Source organism: Chlorogloeopsis sp. ULAP02 (genome assembly GCF_038404745.2).
Lineage (GTDB): Bacteria > Cyanobacteriota > Cyanobacteriia > Cyanobacteriales > Nostocaceae > Chlorogloeopsis.
The window spans coordinates 12283-30859 of the sequence record NZ_JAYKTT020000003.1 but is presented as its reverse complement, the minus strand read 5'-3'; the positions used below and the strand labels follow the sequence as shown (position 1 = coordinate 30859).

The window sequence follows — 18577 nt, the reverse complement described above, 5'->3', positions numbered from 1 at the left end:
TAATCTTTGTCTATAAAGCCGATAAACTTATAGGAGTTAATAATATATAACTTCAGAAAATAATGACAGCAAAGGGCAGAAATCAAATGTTCTTACTACTTTGGATAGACTATTGTAATCAGAACATCGTCTCTGAGTAGTCTTGTACCTGTGTTTAGAGCCAGCTTCAGATGTATTTGCTTTGGGATGCGATCGCTTGTTATCCCGCTTTAGTGGAGAGTATCCCAAATGTGCACAGTTACTACAACGCCGGGAAGCTGTCTTTGGCTCTAATAAGTCATAGAAACATGACATTAGTAATCATGAAAGAAATTTAAGTTATAAGTTCGCTCTAAATCGATAGTTATTTTTACTCATAGAATCATCTGCCAGACTTATTAATCTCCCATACAACAGTGGGGTTTTATATCCATCAATTTGTAATAATTACAGAAAAGAATAGCTTCTAATAGCTCTTGCCAAGGTGGAAATAGGATTAAATTTGCAGTAAATCTATCGCTTTAGTGTTCTTGAAAATCCAGCCTGTGTAAAGCTAATTGACTTTCTTAAACTAAAGCAATACTGTACGAATTAACAGGCTACACTACAAAATATATAGATATAAAGGATGCTCTTATGATTACTGAATCTACAATCACCGAGCTGGAAGTTTGCAGAAAAGCTTGCACAGACTGCTACAAAATTTGTATAGAAATATTAAATTACTGCAAGATTCAAGGTGGCAAATACATCGATATGACAATGGTATTGATGATACGTGATTGTGCAGAAATGTGCATGATGTGCATCAACACAATCGATGATGGCTCTGAGTTTATGGGACGCATCTGTGCGCTTTGTGCAGAAATGTGTGATCGCGCTGCTATGGTTTGCGAACAAATGAGCGACGATGCCAAGATGATGGAGTGTGCTGTTGCTTGCCGCAAGTGTTCTGAGTACTGCTATCAGATGGGATTACAGTCTGCTTCTTACTTCCGCAGATCCAGTTTAGTCAATGAGGAGTCATTGCTGTATAGCTGCGACACAAATAATTGGGATGCACTCTAAGCTGAGAGTTCCTTTTTATCGTTACATTAGCGCTCGTTTCTAAGAAAATCCTGAAATCTCGTGCCTGTGTATTCAGGTATCCACCCATCAGCTGAAGTGAAGTAACGTAAAGCTTTCACGTGCAAGGATGCGGCAGGACTAAACCAATGCTCAACTTCGGCGGGGATGTAGATATAGTCATGCGCTTGAACTAGTAGTTGGACTTGATTACCTTCTGGTTGCACAAACCCAAACATTGCTTCTCCAGCCAGTATGTAGAGCGCTTCCGCATCTTTATGAGTGTGGTAGCGGCTGTAGGCTGCTGCTAGGGTATAAAGATTTGGTGAACCTGGATGCAAAACTAACAGGTCATAAAAATGATAATCGACTTTTTGTTTGAGAACCTCAAAGTCATTTTCGTATAAATGCAAAATTTGTTGTTTTTCTTGCTGACTCAGAATATCCTGGGCGAGCAATTCTGGAAAGCGAAGTGATTTTCCTAAATCTTGATGCTCAATTTGAATATTTAGAGTAGCGAGTTCGCGCTGAATATCGCTAAGATGACTGAGGATTTGACCGTTTTCAAGCTTGAGGATAGACATTGTTGGAGTCTCAACGGGTTGAATGGGATTTTAGCTATACCTTAAATACAACTAAATTCCGCTCAGAAAGCAGTAGTTTACTTTTTATATTGTGACACTAACTGCGATCTTCTCACTCCAACAAACCAAAAATTTTAAAAAGGGTGTGCTGAGGTAGCACTCACCAAATCAAGCAGTAACAGCAGGAGATTTGTAATACACAGGTTCATTTCCTGGTTTCCATTTGATGTTGCAACCAATACTCGGCTTTTGCTCTCTGACAATAATACGATCGCGCAACACATCTTCAATTGCTGCTCGCAAATCACTTCCAGTTACAGGTATACCATTATTAGGACGGCTATCGTCTAGCTGTCCGCGATAAACAAGCTTTCGATTCGCATCAAAGAGGAAAAAGTCTGGAGTGCAAGCCGCAAAAAAGTTCTTTGCAGTTTTCTGAGTCTCGTCAAAAAGCAGAGGATAGGATAAATCCAACTCTTGCACGAAGTCTTTAAGAGATTCAGGTGCATCATCAGGATGGGTGTTAGGATCGTTAGCGCTAATTGCAATTATCCCAAGATTGCGATCGCGATAATCTTCTCCCAATTTTGCCAATTCAAATTTGATGTGCTGTACGAAAGGACAATGGCGACTCAAAAATATCACTAGTAAGGCTTTTTTGCTCGCAAATGTAGAGAGTGAAATCGTTTCACCTGAAACCACATCTGGTAAAAGAAAATCGGGTGCTAAAGTACCCAATGGTAACATTGTTGAAGGCGTTAATGGCATAAAATAAAACTGCCTTAATTTCTAACTTAGGTATTTTTGATGAAATAAATGAAATTATGCTGGGGAAGCAACAGCTAAAGGCTCAGGGGAAGTTGCAACTGCACTAAATTTGTTAACAGGACGGGGTAATCCAAGATTCTCGCGCAGGGTTTGCCCTTCGTACTCAGTCCTAAACAATCCTCGGCGTTGCAGTTCGGGAATTACCAGATCCACAAACTCATCCAAACCACCGGGTAAATAAGGCGGCATAATATTGAAACCATCTGCCCCACCGTTGACGAACCAATTCTCTAACTGATCGGCAATTGTTGCAGGTGTTCCTAATATGGTGCGATGTCCCCGCGCCCCAGCGATCGCTAAATATAGCTGTCGAATCGTTAAATTATCTCTGCGAGCCAATTCAGTTAACAGTTGCTGACGACTTTTACCACCGTTAGTTTCTGGTAGTTCCGGTAAAGGCCCGTCTACAGGATACTTAGATAAATCAAATCCACCGATCATCCCCGCCAGTAAACCCAATCCGACTTGCGGATGAATCAACTCCTGAAGTTGCTCGTATTTCTCCTTAGCTTCTTCCTCAGTTCTACCGATAACTGGGAATACTCCCGGCATAATCTTGACATGATCGGGGTTACGTCCGTATTTAGCTACTCTCGCCTTCACACCAGAATAGAATACTTGGGCTTCTTCTAGAGTTTGTTGAGCAGTAAAAATTACCTCTGCTGTTTGAGCGGCTAGTTCTTGACCATCTTCAGAAGATCCAGCTTGAATAATTACCGGATATCCTTGGGGTGGACGAGCTACATTCAGCGGCCCACGTACCGAGAAATGCTTACCCTTGTGATTGGGAATGTGCATTTTGTCAGGCTCGAAGAAAATACCTGACTCTTTGTCTCTTAGAAAAGCATCATCTTCCCAACTATCCCAAAGCTTAGTTACAACTTCCACAAACTCTTTGGCACGTTCATAGCGGAGTGTATGCTCCATGTGCTTTTCTCGATTGAAGTTGTATGCTTCGGCTTCGGTTGCAGAAGTGACGAGATTCCACCCAGCACGACCACCACTGAGATAGTCTAAGGAAGCAAACTTACGGGCGAGATGATAGGGTTCATTGTATGTGGTCGATACTGTCGCTGCTAATCCAATGTGCTCTGTTACTACAGATAGAGCCGACAGCAAAGTTAATGGTTCAAAGTGGACAGTCACCGAACGACTCAAAGCCTCAGTTCCTTGGCCTCGTTGCCGAACAGCTACACCATCAGCAAAGAAGATCATGTCAAATTTTCCCCGTTCTGCTGTCCGGGCGATCTGCCGAAAATGCTCAAAGTTGAGACCGCCGTCTGCTCGTGCATCCGGGTGTCGCCACGCCGCTACGTGATGACCAGAACTCATTAAGAATGCACCCAGTCTTAGTTGTCTTTTCGTACTCATTTATTCTCCTTCTTCCATTTAGAAGCAGCCCAATGACGACAAATACCACCCTTTATAGATATGTCTTTCCTTCTGCCTCCTGACTTGAAAGAGGGTGTAAGGGTGTAAGGGTGTGGGGGAGCCACTGCATGGTGAGCCAGCGCTCTTGGTAGGGTTTCCCGGCATAAAGCATGTGGCGTTGTAGGGGAAAAATTTTTTATACCAATTCCCCATGCCCAATGCCCCATTTTCATGCCTGGCGGTGAAACTTGTTTCATAGGGACTGCCCTCTGCCTTCTCTTAAGCAACAGCCAAGCTAGGGATATATGCAGAAGAATCACCTTTGATTGCCTCACTGTGTCTGCCGTCAATGCTAACTGGCAAGTCACCAGCAATTGTCACTCGTTGGACGCGACGAGGTTGATTATCATAGTCAGCGATCGCATAATGTTGAGTAGCACGGTTATCCCAGAATGCCACGTCACCAACTTGCCAACGCCAACGGACTGTGTTTTCTGGACGTGTTATGTAAGCTTGTAACAGCCGAATAATGTCGTCCGATTCTGTAGTTGATAGTCCTTTGATTTGACGGACAAAACCACCAATAAACAACCCACGCTCTCCAGACTCTGGATGGACGCGAACAACGGGATGCAGGGTTTCATATACTGTGGAAGTAAAAACAGCCCGATAAGCTTTGAGTTCTTCAGAAAGACTGACTGCGGCTTCCGCGTAATCGTAGGCATTGCTGTGTACAGCCCAGAGCTTATCAGCAATATCACGGAAATGTTCTGGTAAATTTTGGTATGCACTAACAGAATTTGCCCAAATTGTATCACCTCCAACGGCAGGAATTTCAATTGCTCGCAGAATAGAACCAAGCGGCGGGCGATCTACAAAGGTGACATCGGTATGCCAATTATTTGCACGAGTAGCAGTTCGACCATAATCCAGATCCAGGACTTCTGGGTGTCCAGGTAGCGATGGCACAGTAGGGTGAGCAGTGGTGACTTCACCAAAGCGTTGAGCAAAAGCTACTTGCCCTTTAGCATCAAGTTGCTGGCGACGGAAAAAGATTACCTTGTATTGGACTAGAGTTTTACGGATATCACTGATGATATCGTCGCTGAGGTCACTACTCAAATCAACACCCACAATTTCAGCTCCAATACGTCCTGCAACTGGTTGAATATCGAAGTATTTAGAAGTCATTGTGTTTATTTCTCTAAGGAATTTTTGTACTTATCCGCTAATACAAAAGAGGACACCCAGACGCGGAGACAAGGAGAATAATTCTCTTTGACTCCCCCACTCTCCCTCTCTCCCCCTCTCCCACTCTCCCCCTCTCCCTCTCTCCCTCTCTCCCCCTCTCCCACTCTCCCCCTCTCCCACTCCTCTTCCTCATCCCATCCTCGATCCCTTTCATACTATTTCTGGCTAATTGTGGGCGGAGTAATTGCTGCATACTGCTCAGGTGTCAGCATCGCTTCCTGAACATTGAGAGATTTGGGAAGTAAGCCATTTTTATAGAAGTAATCTGCAATCCGTTGTTGCTCCTTGATCAGTTCTGGAGAAATAGCTCTCAATCCATAGCTGCGACGACTGAGTACCAATTTCATCACGTCTGGAGGTAGTTTTTGCTCTGGCGCAATCAGCTTTGCAGTCTCTTGGGGATGCGCTTCAGCCCAACGATCAATCTTATCAATCTCCTCAATCACTATCCGCAGCAACTCTGGATTCTCAATTGCAAACTGCTTGCCAGCAATATAGTATCCACCAGGTGAATCAAGCCCTTGAGCAGTCCTGATAATTCGAGCCTTACCCAATTTTTCAGCCCTAGCTAAATGAGGATCGCCACTTACCCAAACAGGAATTTTCCCTTCTAGAAATGCACTAGCAGCTTCTACATTAGGTATACTCAGAACTTGAATATCACTGTATTTCAAACCAGCCTCTTCCAATGCTCTGATAATGAAATAGTGAGATGCAGAAGCTTTTTGGAAGACTACTTTTTGTCCTTTGATATCTTTAACGCTCTTAATCGGAGAATTTGGAGGAACTGCGATCGCGCTTCCTTTACCAGTCTTTTCAGTACGTCTTCGACCAACAACATAAACAATCTCAGCACCAGCAGCTTGGGCAAAGATAGGAGGAGTTTCCCCAACAGAACCCAAATCTATTTTACCGACATTCATGGCTTCCATCAGTTGTGGCCCTTGGGCAAATTGCGCCCACTCCACTTTGATACCCAAAGGTTCTAAGCGCTTTTCCAATACTTTCGTTATTCTGACTAGATCGCCGGCTTGTTGATACCCCATGCGGAGTACTTTGGTCTTAATGCCAGATGGCTTAGTATCCGATACGTTACTAGCAGAAGACTGATTTTCTGCTTTTTGGCTTTGTTGTGTACAACCGACTAACGTTAACGAAGTTACCAAGGTGAATATTCCTGGCATTAACAGCAGTGTAAAGCGGCGAAATATTTTTAGAGACTGAGGTTTGACTGTTGCAACCATAAGTTTTTTTTAAATAAGAAGTTGTGTAACCATCAAATGAAGACTCCAATTGTGAATTGCAATATGGTTAGACTGGGGGCAGGGCTAGGGGCTAAGAAGAGGAGGGGGAGAGGGGGAGAGAGGGAGAGGGGGAGAGTGGGGGAGTCAAAGAGAATTATTCTCCTTGTCCCCGCGTCCCCATGTCCCCGTATCCTCTTCGTAGTACCCGATCCCCGATCCCTTTCACTGCCGACCAACACTTACCAGATATTCTTCTGCCTCTTTTTCTATTGCCGTTCCTTTGAAGAAGTCACGATTGAGGCTGGTATACAACTCCAAAGGATGGATAGATAAGAAATAACGCAAGTCTTCTTCGCTGAGAATTCCCCGTTCTACCATACTGTAAGCATTAGACACCACAGCTGTAATATCAGGTACATCCCAATGGCCGGAATCAGAACCCAGGAATGCTTTCACTCTATCGTTAAAGGGGTTAGCTTTTTTATGGAAGGCATAGGCAACACGGGTATCATCTGATTCGGTGCCAAAGTAGAAGTGATTTAAAAAGCGATCGCGCACATCTTCAGCTTTGGTGATTCCAGCCGCAGCAAATTCATTCAGTTCGCCTGGATCTTCTGGTGCAAAGTATTTGCCGTGGAAACCCAAACCGCTACCAATTTGCTCAAAGCGGTCGTTAATTTCTGGCCCGCCATAACGAGCGAACAGTTCGCGCAATTCCTCTTTGTTAACATTCCCAGGATGATTGTTTTGTAGGATTTCTGGGTTACGGGTTTCCCAATGCCAAATGATATCTGTGTAGAGGCTAGCACCCCAAACAGAACCACCTTCTAGAAAAGCAAATTTCAAGGCAGGAAAGCGACGAGTAACACCACCAAAGAACAGTGCTTTGCAGAATGCTTCACCTGCTGAAGCAAAGTGACCAATATGATTGTATTGGTAATTGGAAATCGAACGTCGAGCAGTCCAACCCATACCGGAAGCGTGGGTGGTAGGGACAACTTTCAATTCTACGCACTTCGCCCAGAAGGGATCGTAATCGTAGGCGCTATCTAAGGCAAAGGTATCAATCCAAGTTGCTTCTCGTTGTATTTCTTCAGAATATTTTTCAAAGCCAGGGATGACACGGGTAACGTAGCCAGGAATTTGAATTGCTTTGAGTCCCAGGATGTTCACTGCATATTCCAATTCCTCAATTCCTTCCTCTGGTGTGTTGAGAGGAATGGTAGCAATGGGAGTGATGCGATCGCGATAAGGACGGAAGATGTCTGCATGATAGAGATTGGCAGCTCGACAAACTGCCCGTCGCATTTCTTCATTCTTAATTTGTGGTGCTAAAGTTGCCAGATTAGGATAAAGGATCGCAAAATCTGTTCCCGCTTCTTGCAAGCGTTCGTGCAGCAATTTAGGTAAGCTAATAGTTGCTAAATTTAGCGTATCTTTGGTAGGACGCCCCCAAAAAGGAGGACGGGCAGTACGGTAGCGACGGCGTTCTTCCCAAGTTTGCTGGAACCAACGATAACGCCCAGCTCCGGGTAGATGCTCCCGAAAGCTATCTACAATCTTGGAACCACCAACTTCAGCTAAATAATCAAGAAATACAGGTTCAAATTCTTGAGTATGCACATCGGTATCAATGACGGGATAACCTAGTTGCTCTCGAATCTCTGCGGAACGAGTTTTCTTCTTAGGACGTTCTAGTGCAATAGTCACGATCGTTTCTCCACGGATACGAATCTTTTGCCGTGTGTGTTCAGTTTTGACAATGTCTGAATCGTTTTATCGCGCTACATTTGCGCTGTATCTATAATAAAATACTAATCATCGACCGATTTATCGGTGATTAATTTAGTATGATTGCATAACCTTAGCTACAATACAAGCCTTTAGCAAACAAAATATACGTTAAACTAAATTTATTAATTACTAATTATTAGGTAAACTAAGTATTGAGTGACATGCCATGACCGTCTCCACTTTACGAGACGCCCTTCTGGTGAGGCCTCCAGCAGTTTACCTTTCTGCCCTGTTTTTAAGACAGACAGTCATGTTATAAATAATACAATCTTTGACTAGCTAAAAATTATACTGACCTACTTTACCAATGAATAAAACCCATAAATTGTTGAATTTGTTGAGTTAAATAATTTCTTAATAAATCAGATGCTTCAACTGGCAAAAGTGTTGTTACAGCAGCATATGTTAAGCAAAATAGAGCAATAATTAAAGCCAAAGACCTTCCAAAACAGCCTGGATTAATTTCAGCAAAAAATAATTTGGCTTGTCCGATAACAGCAATAAATAAAAAGACTATTCCAAATATCCACAAAAAATTAATACCAGATATATTATTTACAATTTCCATAATTAAGTTATCAATTTAATTTGAATAAATTTGAATATAGTAATTCTAAATCATTGAGAAAAATTTTTCTGTTTTTTGTTAGGATTTCTCTGCCTTCATGAAGCAATTTATATTGAATTATGACTGTTAGATAGGTATCGTACTTGATTTTGAGCGCACTATATACACTTCTAACTCTGTTGTTTTCTTTTTTGTTCTCTATAAATAATATCCAAGACCTGTATGAACAAGGTTAAATTAAAATACACTAAATCGATTGTATTACCGTATTATAATATGAAAGTCCTAAAAAACGTCTAGATTTGTTGACTGAATGACTACTAGCAAAACTCTGCACCTACCGAATCATCTTTACGAATATCTCTTGTCTGTCTCATTACGGGAACCAGAACTACTTCTACAATTGCGGGAAGAGACTGCTCGTCATCCAAGAGCGAATATGCAGGTTGCACCGGAACAAGGGCAGTTTCTCGCCTTTTTGGTAAAACTGATTGGAGCTAGGAAAACTCTAGAGTTAGGAGTTTTTACAGGTTATAGTTCTCTTAGCGTTGCCTTGGCTCTACCACCAGACGGTAAAATTTTAGCTTGTGATATTAGTGAAGAGTTCACCGCGATCGCTCGTCGTTACTGGCAAAAAGCAGGCGTGGCAGACAAAATTGATCTGCGGCTTGCTCCAGCGACAGAAACTTTGGAAAAATTGCTAGCAGAGAGCAGCGCAGAAACTTTTGATTTTGCCTTTATTGATGCTGATAAAGAAAACTACTATCGCTACTACGAATTAGTGCTAAAGCTAATTCGTCCAGGTGGATTAATTGTTATTGACAATGTACTTTGGTCTGGGCGTGTGACAGAAGCAGATATTCAAGATTTGGCTACTAATGCTATCCGTGAATTTAATAGCAAATTGCATCAAGATGAGCGTATAGACTTAAGTCTGATTTCTGTGGCAGATGGACTTACTTTAGCAAGAAAACGTTAATTAATCTCAGAAAATTACGTTACTACCCTACGCTGTGCTTTATTAGCAGCCAGTGTTGATACAATGGTTCGGCAGTTAGAGTGAGCAAGACTGAAGCCTTGCACACTCAGCTCGGCTACAGTTGCTCTATCCTTAGTCTGATATTCGGTTCCATGTGGGAGCAATTAACTGCCCGGCCAATCCTCCATTTTGACCAGCTGCAAAAACCTGGGTCGCTAGAAGTATTCTTCCTTTCTTTTTAGTCTCAGAGATTATAAAATCATACCTGACCGTGTCGGTAGAGAAAGGGATTGTAGCAAGACCTGTACCATTTGGTTCTACTGAGTAAGTGCCATTCAACACAGGGGGAAGATCGTTAATGGTTCTAGGACAATTGACGATGGGATTGTTACACGGTAAGTTCGCTATGATATCCACGGTAAGTCCACCGTTTCCGTCGAAGGTTATCGGCCCTAAGCTGGCAACATCACCAGTGTTGTTGACATATGCATAATTTCCCTGAAGACTGGCGTTTGTGAAAGTCTCATTGCTATAGCCCATAGCAGACTGAGCAGTGCAGATACCAAGTATGACCAGAATTACCGCCAATACCTTGAAAATATTCTTCATTTGAGTAGATTTATTTTGCATTTTTCTTATTTCGTCCTACCAACTAAAAATTTAGATTTCCCCAGCTGGATCCACGACGGAACGCGATTTTTTCGACTGTCAGTTGCAACCAAAGTGTGTTCTAGCTGGGAAATACAGGATTTCCCAGCCACTCACATTTTGTAGCAGCTAGCCAGAACGAGTATTTATTAGACTGACTTTATCGGTCTAATACTCTTAATTCGGATGATTAAACAAAGAATTCGCGCTCTAAATCCCCAAATGGCGATTATTCTACGATTAATGGGAATGCTACCACCATCAGGTAGGTTAGGCTGCAAAATTAAGTATTTCTTCCAGTGATATTACTGGGTACTATAGGCATCTTAATTTGATTTCTGAAAAAGACTACGAGATAATACGGAAGGCTTGAGTTTATCTGCCAGATCGCCTGTTGTAGAAGAGTGAGCGATCGCACTTTAGCATTTATCAATTAGGTAGACATCAAACGCCATCTTGCTCTAGGAATAAAATGCCCCAATTCTTGAGTAGTTTTAAAATACGTTAAACCGATTAGTTTATAGTGTATTATAGAATTCAAGCTTTAAAAAAGCGTCTAAATTTTTTGATTGAATAACACTGAGTAAAACTCTGCACTTACCTAATCATCTTTACGAACAGCAGATGGACTCACTTTAGCAAGAAAACGTTAATTAAGTAGAAGGCGGTAGATGCGGTAGATGCGGAGTAGCTACTTTCAGAAGTCGCTAGCTAACGCAACGCCTGACGGCGAACGCGCAAGAGCGTAGGTACAGCTACTTACCCTGCACCGAACCCCTACGGGGAACAGAAGTCGCTACGCGCAAGAGCGTAGGTACGGCGTATCCGTTGGTAGGCAGAGAGCAGAAGCTAAAAGATTGTTTTTGTCTGTGGTCTAGAAATTGGCATTTTACATTTAATTATGTCCGCTTACTTATTCGTTAATCATCATGACAAGTAAATTAGAAGGCAAAGTTGCAATTGTCACTGGAGCTTCTGCGGGAATTGGGGAGGCAACAGCGCTTGCACTAGCAGCAGAGGGAGCAAAAGTAGTGCTTGCAGCTAGAAGAGGCGATCGCTTAGATGCACTAGCACAACGAATTGCAAGCAGTGGTGGCAGTGCATTGCCCATCATGACTGATGTTACAGACGAAACTCAAGTAAAGAATTTAGTTCAGAAGACAAACGCAGAATTCGAGCGGATAGATATCCTCGTTAACAATGCAGGTGTTGCTTTTGTTGGTGCGATCGATGGTGCGAATACCTCAGACTGGCGACGCATGATTGACATCAATGTTCTAGGATTATTGTATGCAACTCATGCCGTGTTACCAATCCTTAAAGCCCAAGGGACAGGGCATATTGTCAATATTTCATCTGTGGCAGGTCGCACAGCAAGAGAAGGTATTGGTGTTTATAATGCGACTAAGTGGGGTGTGAATGGTTTCTCAGAAGCCTTACGCAAAGAAGTTTGCAAGCATAATATTCGTGTCACTATTATTGAGCCTGGTTTAGTAAATACTGAAATTAACGACCACATAACCGATCCGATTGCCAAACAACGCAGTGAAGAACGTCGTCGTTCGATCGCACCTCTCGAAAGTGAAGATGTTGCTGCGGCGATCATTTACGCTGTGACGCAACCGCAGCGCGTGAACATCAATGAAATTCTCATCCGACCAACACAGCAAGAATGGTAAAAATTTTATAGATACTAAATCCAAGCCCGCTCGTATTGTACAGGTGCAAATACCTCCTGCCCTAACATCTTCGCGGCAGATAATCCCCAGTAAGGATTGCGTAGAAACTCTCTTCCAATCAAAACAATATCAGCCTGACCCGTGCGGATAATATGGTCTGCCTGTTCTGGAATCGTAATCAAACCTACAGCCCCAGTTAAAATATTTGCCTCTCTACGAATTCTGGAGGCAAACTCAGTTTGATAGCCAGCACCATAGGGGATTTTGGCGTTGGGTACAGTACCGCCACTAGAAGTATCAATTACATCTACACCTAGTGACTTGAGTTTATCTGCCAAGGCAATACTCTGCTCAATATCCCAACCATTTTCTACCCAATCGGTTGCGGAAATCCTCACCCACAAAGGATAATCTGATGGTAAGACTTTTCGCACTTCCCGAACCACTTCCCTAAGCAGACGGGTACGATTTTCAAAACTACCACCATACTCATCATCACGTTGATTGCTTAATGGCGACAGAAATTGGTGTAAAAGGTAGCCGTGAGCAGCATGGATCTCAATGACTTTAAATCCTGCTGTTAAGGAACGTTGAGTTGCTTGTACAAAGGCATGAATAATCTGTTGGATGCCTTTACTATCTAAAGCTTCTGGGATGGGGTGATTTTCGCTAAAAGGAATAGCACTACTAGAAACCACCGGATACCAGCCACCATGAGATGGATCTAGTACTTTTGAGCCTTCCCAAGGTGGTGATGTGCTAGCTTTTCTACCAGCGTGGGCGAGTTGAATCCCTGCTACTGCACCAGAATTGTGAATTGCGTTGACAATTTTTGCCAATGGTTCGATGTGTACATCCGACCAAATTCCTAAATCTTGGGGGCTGATTCGTCCTCGCGATTCTACTGCTGCTGCTTCTGTGAAAACTAAACCTGCACCGCCGATCGCCCGACTTGTCAAATGAATTAAATGCCAGTCATTGGCGTAACCATCAGTGCTGGAATATTGACACATGGGTGACACTGCAATCCGATTGCGAAAAGTGACAGCACCAATAGTGAGGGGTGTAAATAAGTGGGTCATTTCAAATATGAAGGGTAAAGTGTAAAGAAAGATTTACACAAATATTTTAGAAAATTAAGCCTTTAACAGGACTCTCATCCAGATGTGTTGAAAACTGTCTTAGATGAAGTCAGCAAAGTAGACAAATGGGCTGCAAGTAATCCAAAGGATCGTCATATGGAATTGGACATCTTTTATCATGCAGCACATTGAACAGTGGGCATCTCTAATTTTCAATTCTTTCTGTGCGTCCGGCAAGGTTGGCGATTACCACAGCTAATTCAGTCGGGTTTACTGGTTTAGGAATGTGAAACTGAAAGCCTGCCAACAATGCTTTTGCTCTGTCTTCTGCTGTTGCATGGGCTGTCAGTGCCACCGCAGGAGTACTTCGCCATTGCTTTTGCGGAAGCAATCGCACTTTCCGAATTAGTGTGTAACCATCTTCTTGAGGCATCCCGATATCACTGACTATGACATCTGGCTGAAAATATGGCAGTGTATCCAACGCCTCAGCAGAGGATGGAACCGCCACCACTTCTGCTCGATACTCCCCCAAAATAGTTAACAGTAACTCGCGAGTATCTGCCTCATCATCTACTACCAGTACCCGTAAGCCTTTCAAGAATGGAACACGCTCTTGATTGGTTTGCTCCCCATGTGTTTGTGGAAGTAATTGCGATGAATTTGCCTTAATATCAACAGCTGACATCGGCAGATAAATAATAAATGTCGCTCCTTGTCCAATTCCTGGACTATGAGCAGAGACTACGCCACCATGTAATTCTACCAAATGCCTGACAATTGCTAATCCTAATCCCAGTCCACCATGCGATCGCGTGTTGGAACTATCGCCTTGACGAAAGCGATCAAACACGTAGGGCAAAAACTCAGGAGAAATACCCTCTCCTGTATCTTGAACCCAAATTTGCACGCTGTCATCTGTGCGTTTTACTTGCACACTCACCCTTCCCGCTTGGGGTGTAAATTTTACAGCATTAGCAAGCAAATTCCATACTACCTGTTGTAAGCGATTGGCATCGCCAATCACTACCCCGACTGCCGAATCTAATTCAGATTCAATTTGAATTTTTTTTGCGATCGCGGCTGGGCTGACTACATCCAATGCAGCTTTAACTATCGATACCAATTCTATCGGTTGGAGATTAAGGTGAAGTGTACCCCTAATAATTCGCGATACATTTAAAACATCCTCAATCAACATTGTTAGAGATTTGGTATTACGGTCAATTGTTTCCAGCGCTCTTGCTGTGGTAGCTTCATCAAACTTACGACTTTTGAGTAACTGTGTCCAACCAAGCATAGCATTGAGGGGTGTGCGGAGTTCGTGGGAGAGTGTTGCTAAAAACTCATCCTTCATGCGATTAGCAGTTTCCGCTTCGGTACGTGCAGCTTTTTCACTTGCTAGCAGTTTTTCCCGTTCTTGTTCTGCTAGTTTGCGATCGGTAATTTCATTAATGAGAGCAACAAATCCTTTTACTTCTCCTGTTTGATGGAAATGGGGAACATACGAAACATGAACGTAACGCATACTGCCATCAGCAACAGGTATTTGGGTTTCGTAGTTGACTTCTTTTCCTGATAATACAGTTTCTATATATGGCCGAATCGACTCATAAACCGACTCGCTCACCACTTCTTTGATATGTTTGCCATAAAACTCTGCCGTAGAAAGCTTATACCAGTCTTCATACTTTTTATTATTAAAGCGGTAGCGTTGCTCGGCATCGACATAGGAAATAAAAACTGGTACAGCGTTTGTAATCAAGTACAGTTCTTCTTCCCGTTGGCGCAGTGCTGTTTGTGTTCGCTTGCGTTCTGTAATGTCTCGCACTGAAGCCACTCGTACTTTTCGGCTCTGGTATATACTACTTCTGCCAATGACTTCTAAGATAATCTGCGTATTATCCTTCTTGATTCCTGTTACTTCATAAGGTTCTTGATTGTTAGATTGAATTCTTTCTAAGATAATTTTTTGTGACTCTGGTGTGACAAAGTCTGCTGCCGACTTGCCAATTACTTCGTTAACTTCATAGCCAAAGATTTTAGCAAAAGCCGGATTGGCATCTGAGACTTTTCCATTTTCATGAATCACAACACCTTCAATCGTGGCATCAGCTAAGGCACGAAATCTACTTTCACTTTCACGCAAGGCGTTCTCTATCTGCTTGCGTTCTGTGATATCCCGTTGCGTTCCCCAGGCTCGTACTAAAATGCCATTTTCTAAAATTCCTACAAGATTATTTAAAAAATACTTGCAATTACCATGCTTATCCACTTCATAAGATTCGGCATTAATCAGGCGGTAACCAGAACGAATAAAATTGCGCAAATATTCAATATTCTGAGGTTCACAAGCAATGAGAAAATCTTTTAACTTAGCTCCAATAATTTCTTCAGCATCAGAAAAGCCATACATTTTTGCTGTAACATCGTTACAATCTTTTAGATAACCATATTGGTAAAAATGCTGAATTTGCTCGTCTTCCGAACAGTCTGACGAAATCGGTTGCTCTAGTTCAAAGCACCAAATACCTTCTGTACTTTGCTCCAAAAAAGCGCGGTAGCGTTCTTCGCTACTTTTAAATCTTGCCTCGCTGGTTTGAAACCGCTGCAAACTTTTTTCTAAGTATTGTTTGGCAGTACGTAATTTAGAGTTTAGCAGCCCAATTAGTGTGGCTTCCAAGACAAATACACTCAAATATAAGATGTCCTCTATACCAAAACCCCAAAGCGAATAAACTGGTTCGAGAAAACTCAGAGATAACATAGACAAAGCTATTGCTAGCAGCCCTGGCATAGTACCCCCATAACAAACACTAATTGCCACAGCCACAAAAATAGTAGAAAAACATATGGTGTTAACAGTGATTGCAGTAATAGCGTTAGTAATAAGATACTACCAACAATCAAAACCGTCAGGGCATAGGACGTGAAACGGGAGGCTTCTCCTTTCAAAACGGATTCTCCTTTGATGCAGATGGCTGAAAAAACAATTGCCAAACTCATCTAGTCAAAGAATGCGATCACTACACACCTATTTTGCAACATATACTGATTTTTACTTAGAAAGTATGTAACAATTAGTATTTTATACATATTTATTTTATAAAGTCAGTTGTCTGTACAGCAAGTAGCTGTATCTACTTCTTTAGATAGAGTATGCAAGAATTATTGAGCGTTTCTATCTATCTGTAGGTAGAATATATAAATCTATCCAAAGTGGTAGAAAGTATCCTCAAGCATAAAAATTTCTTTCTTTATATCCAACATAAAAGATTATCATAATTATTTCTGATTGATTGGATTCCAAAATATTTATAGTTTACTTTTTGCTAATACTATTGAAGTAAATAAGATTTTATTTTACCTCGCTGTTCTGCGATTAAATAGTTTTATCAAACTTGTAACCTATTTTACAATGTACCAGGGAAAAGATTGTAAGTAGAAGGCAGGAGGCAAGAGGTAAGGCGGTTCCCGTCACGTAGACGCCGGAGGCGGTGAGCCACCTACTTAGAACATCGGACAATAGATTCCTGACTTCTAGTGAGAAGTCGGGAATCTATGTATTCTGCATAATAATAAAATTTCAATTTGATTAAAGAATAAGTTTGTGCTCAAAATCAACCTAAATTTTATTATTATTAGTTGCCAATTTTCTATAAATAAAGCAGCGTTACTGCAACGGATAAAATCGAAAATCAACTGTCAATTATTAGAACTTTTACTTTCTCAAAGTAGCACGTTCTAATAAAAAAAGTCTCTTAGCATATATTGGTGTTCTCTATTTGAGCATGACTCTTATTCATTTGCCCTCTGCTTGACTCCAAAAATTTTAACTATGTAAATGTTAATTTGCCGTAATTAATCATCACTTTTTAAGCTATGTTAATGAATGGGCATAGGGCAAACCTAATACCTAATTCCTAAACAGGGTTGTAAAAGGCGAAAAATGGCTCGCACCCCCACATTATCTTTTGATCGTGGCACGTTAATTTTGCATCCACCACCACGCGGCAAGGGCTGGATGGATTATGCCCTATGGGATGATAGAGTTGAGAAATTTAGAATTCCAGCAGTGAAATACCGTGCTTTAGTAGAAACACTGCAAGCAGAAAATACCAATTTCCATGACGAGGCTAAAGCATTTTATCCCCTGGAATTAAATTCTAGTATGCAAATGGAACCCTACCCCCACCAAACTGAGGCTTTAGCAGCCTGGAAACTGGCGGGGAGACAGGGAGTTGTAGTGCTACCCACAGCTGCGGGAAAGACTTATCTAGCGCAGATGGCGATGGAAGTGACGCCAAGAACAACCTTAATTGTGGTGCCAACTTTAGATTTAATGCACCAGTGGTATGCACATCTAGTAGCGGCATTTCCTGATGCAGAAGTGGGATTGCTAGGTGGTGGTTCGCGGGATAAAACGCCAATACTGGTGGCAACTTACGATAGTGCCGCAATTAATGCAGAAACGCTGGGAAATCAATATGCATTAATAATCTTTGATGAATGCCATCACTTGCCAACAGATTTTAATCGGGTAATTGCAGAATATGCGATCGCACCATATCGCTTAGGGCTTTCTGCTACACCAGAACGCAGTGATGGCAAACATACTGATTTAAATTTTCTCATCGGGCCAGAAGTATACCGCAAAAGAGCTGAGGAACTAGCGGGAAAGGCACTGGCAGAGCATGAAGTAGTACAAATTAAGGTGAAATTATCACAACACGAGCGTCAAAAATATAATCAATTAATTCAAATTCGTAATGATTTTTTGCAGCAAGCAAAGATTTCTTTAGGAAGTATTCAAGGCTGGCAAAAATTTGTCCAAATGAGTGCGCGATCGCAATCTGGGCGTAGAGCAATGTTAGCGCACAGAGAAGCGAAAGAAATTGCCTTAGGTACGGATGGGAAATTAAGAATTTTAGCAAATTTACTTGCTAAACATTATCCAGAACGAGTTTTAATTTTTACTGCCGATAATGCTACCGTTTACCGCATTTCTAGTGAATTTTTAATTCCGGCAATTACGCATCAAACTCCTGTCAAGGAACGCCATGAGATATTAACAAAATTTCGGGAAGGAGAATACAAAACCTTGATTGCTTCCCACGTCTTGAATGAAGGAGTAGATGTGCCAGCCGCTAGTATAGCAATTATTTTATCTGGTACGGGATCGGCAAGGGAATATATCCAAAGGTTAGGAAGGGTATTAAGAAAGGGGAAAGATAATAATAAGCAGGCGATTTTGTATGAAGTAGTGGCTGAGGATACAGCAGAGGAAAATACTTCGGCAAGAAGGAGAGGGGTAAAGAATAACGAACCGCTAAGACGTAGAGAGCGTGAAGAAAAGAAAGACAACAAAGGGAATTTGCAGGTTGTTTATGGAAGTAATCCGCACAAAAATTATCGTGCTGCGGAACAGTTAGAATTTAATTATTTTACTAAAAATAAAAAAGCTCAAAATCAAGATGAATTAGAGGAATGAAAAATTTCTTACTC

At 41.9% G+C, this 18577-nt stretch carries 15 protein-coding genes; 4 read left to right on the top strand and 11 right to left on the bottom strand.

Going from position 1 to position 18577, the window contains the following annotated elements:
* Positions 1-615 precede the first annotated feature (615 nt).
* Complete coding sequence (locus U2718_RS03605) at positions 616-1047, top strand: four-helix bundle copper-binding protein (protein WP_341994124.1); 432 nt, start codon at positions 616-618, stop codon at positions 1045-1047.
* A gap of 26 nt (positions 1048-1073) precedes the next feature.
* Here the strand turns inward: U2718_RS03605 and U2718_RS03600 are convergent, their stop codons facing one another.
* The 8 genes from U2718_RS03600 to U2718_RS03565 form a co-directional block, all read right to left on the bottom strand.
* Positions 1074-1628, bottom strand: a complete 555-nt coding sequence (locus tag U2718_RS03600) for an acireductone dioxygenase (RefSeq protein ID WP_341994125.1) — start codon at positions 1626-1628, stop codon at positions 1074-1076.
* 168 nt (positions 1629-1796) lie between these two features.
* Positions 1797-2396 carry a thioredoxin family protein gene (locus U2718_RS03595; RefSeq protein ID WP_341994126.1) on the bottom strand — a complete coding sequence of 200 codons (600 nt, stop codon included), beginning with the start codon at positions 2394-2396 and terminating at the stop codon, positions 1797-1799.
* Between the two features lie 54 nt (positions 2397-2450).
* Positions 2451-3827, bottom strand: coding sequence for an LLM class flavin-dependent oxidoreductase (locus U2718_RS03590; RefSeq protein WP_341994127.1), 1377 nt, complete (start codon positions 3825-3827; stop codon positions 2451-2453).
* Complete coding sequence (locus tag U2718_RS03585; protein WP_341994128.1) at positions 3824-4084, bottom strand: hypothetical protein; 261 nt, start codon at positions 4082-4084, stop codon at positions 3824-3826. Before U2718_RS03585 ends, U2718_RS03590 begins: the two co-directional genes overlap by 4 nt.
* Positions 4085-4106: 22 nt before the next feature.
* Positions 4107-5018, bottom strand: coding sequence for a TauD/TfdA family dioxygenase (locus U2718_RS03580; protein ID WP_341994129.1), 912 nt, complete (start codon positions 5016-5018; stop codon positions 4107-4109).
* A 215-nt stretch (positions 5019-5233) separates the two neighbouring features.
* Positions 5234-6322, bottom strand: coding sequence for a sulfonate ABC transporter substrate-binding protein (locus tag U2718_RS03575; RefSeq protein WP_341994130.1), 1089 nt, complete (start codon positions 6320-6322; stop codon positions 5234-5236).
* A 222-nt stretch (positions 6323-6544) separates the two neighbouring features.
* Entirely contained in the window at positions 6545-8032 is a 1488-nt protein-coding gene (locus U2718_RS03570) for an amidohydrolase family protein (RefSeq protein WP_341994131.1), read from the bottom strand.
* Between the two features lie 385 nt (positions 8033-8417).
* Positions 8418-8684, bottom strand: coding sequence for a hypothetical protein (locus U2718_RS03565; protein ID WP_341994132.1), 267 nt, complete (start codon positions 8682-8684; stop codon positions 8418-8420).
* A 313-nt stretch (positions 8685-8997) separates the two neighbouring features.
* On the opposite strand from U2718_RS03565, the gene U2718_RS03560 reads away from it, so the two are divergent.
* Positions 8998-9663: a class I SAM-dependent methyltransferase gene (locus U2718_RS03560; RefSeq protein ID WP_341994133.1), complete on the top strand. Its 666-nt coding sequence runs from the start codon at positions 8998-9000 to the stop codon at positions 9661-9663.
* A 132-nt stretch (positions 9664-9795) separates the two neighbouring features.
* On the opposite strand, the gene U2718_RS03555 is transcribed toward U2718_RS03560, so the two are convergent.
* Positions 9796-10293: a hypothetical protein gene (locus tag U2718_RS03555; protein WP_341994134.1), complete on the bottom strand. Its 498-nt coding sequence runs from the start codon at positions 10291-10293 to the stop codon at positions 9796-9798.
* A 947-nt stretch (positions 10294-11240) separates the two neighbouring features.
* Here U2718_RS03555 and U2718_RS03550 point away from each other — a divergent pair.
* On the top strand, positions 11241-11990 hold the full coding sequence (locus U2718_RS03550; protein ID WP_341994135.1) for an SDR family NAD(P)-dependent oxidoreductase: 750 nt from the start codon (positions 11241-11243) through the stop codon (positions 11988-11990).
* Positions 11991-12004: 14 nt separating this feature from the next.
* Here the strand turns inward: U2718_RS03550 and U2718_RS03545 are convergent, their stop codons facing one another.
* On the bottom strand, positions 12005-13072 hold the full coding sequence (locus tag U2718_RS03545; protein ID WP_341994136.1) for an NADH:flavin oxidoreductase/NADH oxidase: 1068 nt from the start codon (positions 13070-13072) through the stop codon (positions 12005-12007).
* A gap of 205 nt (positions 13073-13277) precedes the next feature.
* Positions 13278-15905 carry a PAS domain S-box protein gene (locus U2718_RS03540; RefSeq protein WP_341994137.1) on the bottom strand — a complete coding sequence of 876 codons (2628 nt, stop codon included), beginning with the start codon at positions 15903-15905 and terminating at the stop codon, positions 13278-13280.
* Positions 15906-17021: 1116 nt separating this feature from the next.
* On the opposite strand from U2718_RS03540, the gene U2718_RS03535 reads away from it, so the two are divergent.
* Positions 17022-18563: a DEAD/DEAH box helicase family protein gene (locus U2718_RS03535; protein ID WP_341994138.1), complete on the top strand. Its 1542-nt coding sequence runs from the start codon at positions 17022-17024 to the stop codon at positions 18561-18563.
* Positions 18564-18577: the final 14 nt, after the last annotated feature.

What these genes read in the sequence shown, in the direction of transcription:
- U2718_RS03590 (WP_341994127.1), bottom strand. Translation starts at nt 3,827, where the DNA reads ATGAGTACGAAAAGACAACTAAGACTGGGTGCATTCTTAATGAGTTCT.
- U2718_RS03565 (WP_341994132.1), bottom strand. Translation starts at nt 8,684, where the DNA reads ATGGAAATTGTAAATAATATATCTGGTATTAATTTTTTGTGGATATTT.
- U2718_RS03580 (WP_341994129.1), bottom strand. Translation starts at nt 5,018, where the DNA reads ATGACTTCTAAATACTTCGATATTCAACCAGTTGCAGGACGTATTGGA.
- U2718_RS03600 (WP_341994125.1), bottom strand. Translation starts at nt 1,628, where the DNA reads ATGTCTATCCTCAAGCTTGAAAACGGTCAAATCCTCAGTCATCTTAGC.
- U2718_RS03545 (WP_341994136.1), bottom strand. Translation starts at nt 13,072, where the DNA reads ATGACCCACTTATTTACACCCCTCACTATTGGTGCTGTCACTTTTCGC.
- U2718_RS03560 (WP_341994133.1), top strand. Translation starts at nt 8,998, where the DNA reads ATGACTACTAGCAAAACTCTGCACCTACCGAATCATCTTTACGAATAT.
- U2718_RS03575 (WP_341994130.1), bottom strand. Translation starts at nt 6,322, where the DNA reads ATGGTTGCAACAGTCAAACCTCAGTCTCTAAAAATATTTCGCCGCTTT.
- U2718_RS03585 (WP_341994128.1), bottom strand. Translation starts at nt 4,084, where the DNA reads ATGAAACAAGTTTCACCGCCAGGCATGAAAATGGGGCATTGGGCATGG.
- U2718_RS03555 (WP_341994134.1), bottom strand. Translation starts at nt 10,293, where the DNA reads ATGCAAAATAAATCTACTCAAATGAAGAATATTTTCAAGGTATTGGCG.
- U2718_RS03535 (WP_341994138.1), top strand. Translation starts at nt 17,022, where the DNA reads ATGGCTCGCACCCCCACATTATCTTTTGATCGTGGCACGTTAATTTTG.
- U2718_RS03605 (WP_341994124.1), top strand. Translation starts at nt 616, where the DNA reads ATGATTACTGAATCTACAATCACCGAGCTGGAAGTTTGCAGAAAAGCT.
- U2718_RS03550 (WP_341994135.1), top strand. Translation starts at nt 11,241, where the DNA reads ATGACAAGTAAATTAGAAGGCAAAGTTGCAATTGTCACTGGAGCTTCT.
- U2718_RS03595 (WP_341994126.1), bottom strand. Translation starts at nt 2,396, where the DNA reads ATGCCATTAACGCCTTCAACAATGTTACCATTGGGTACTTTAGCACCC.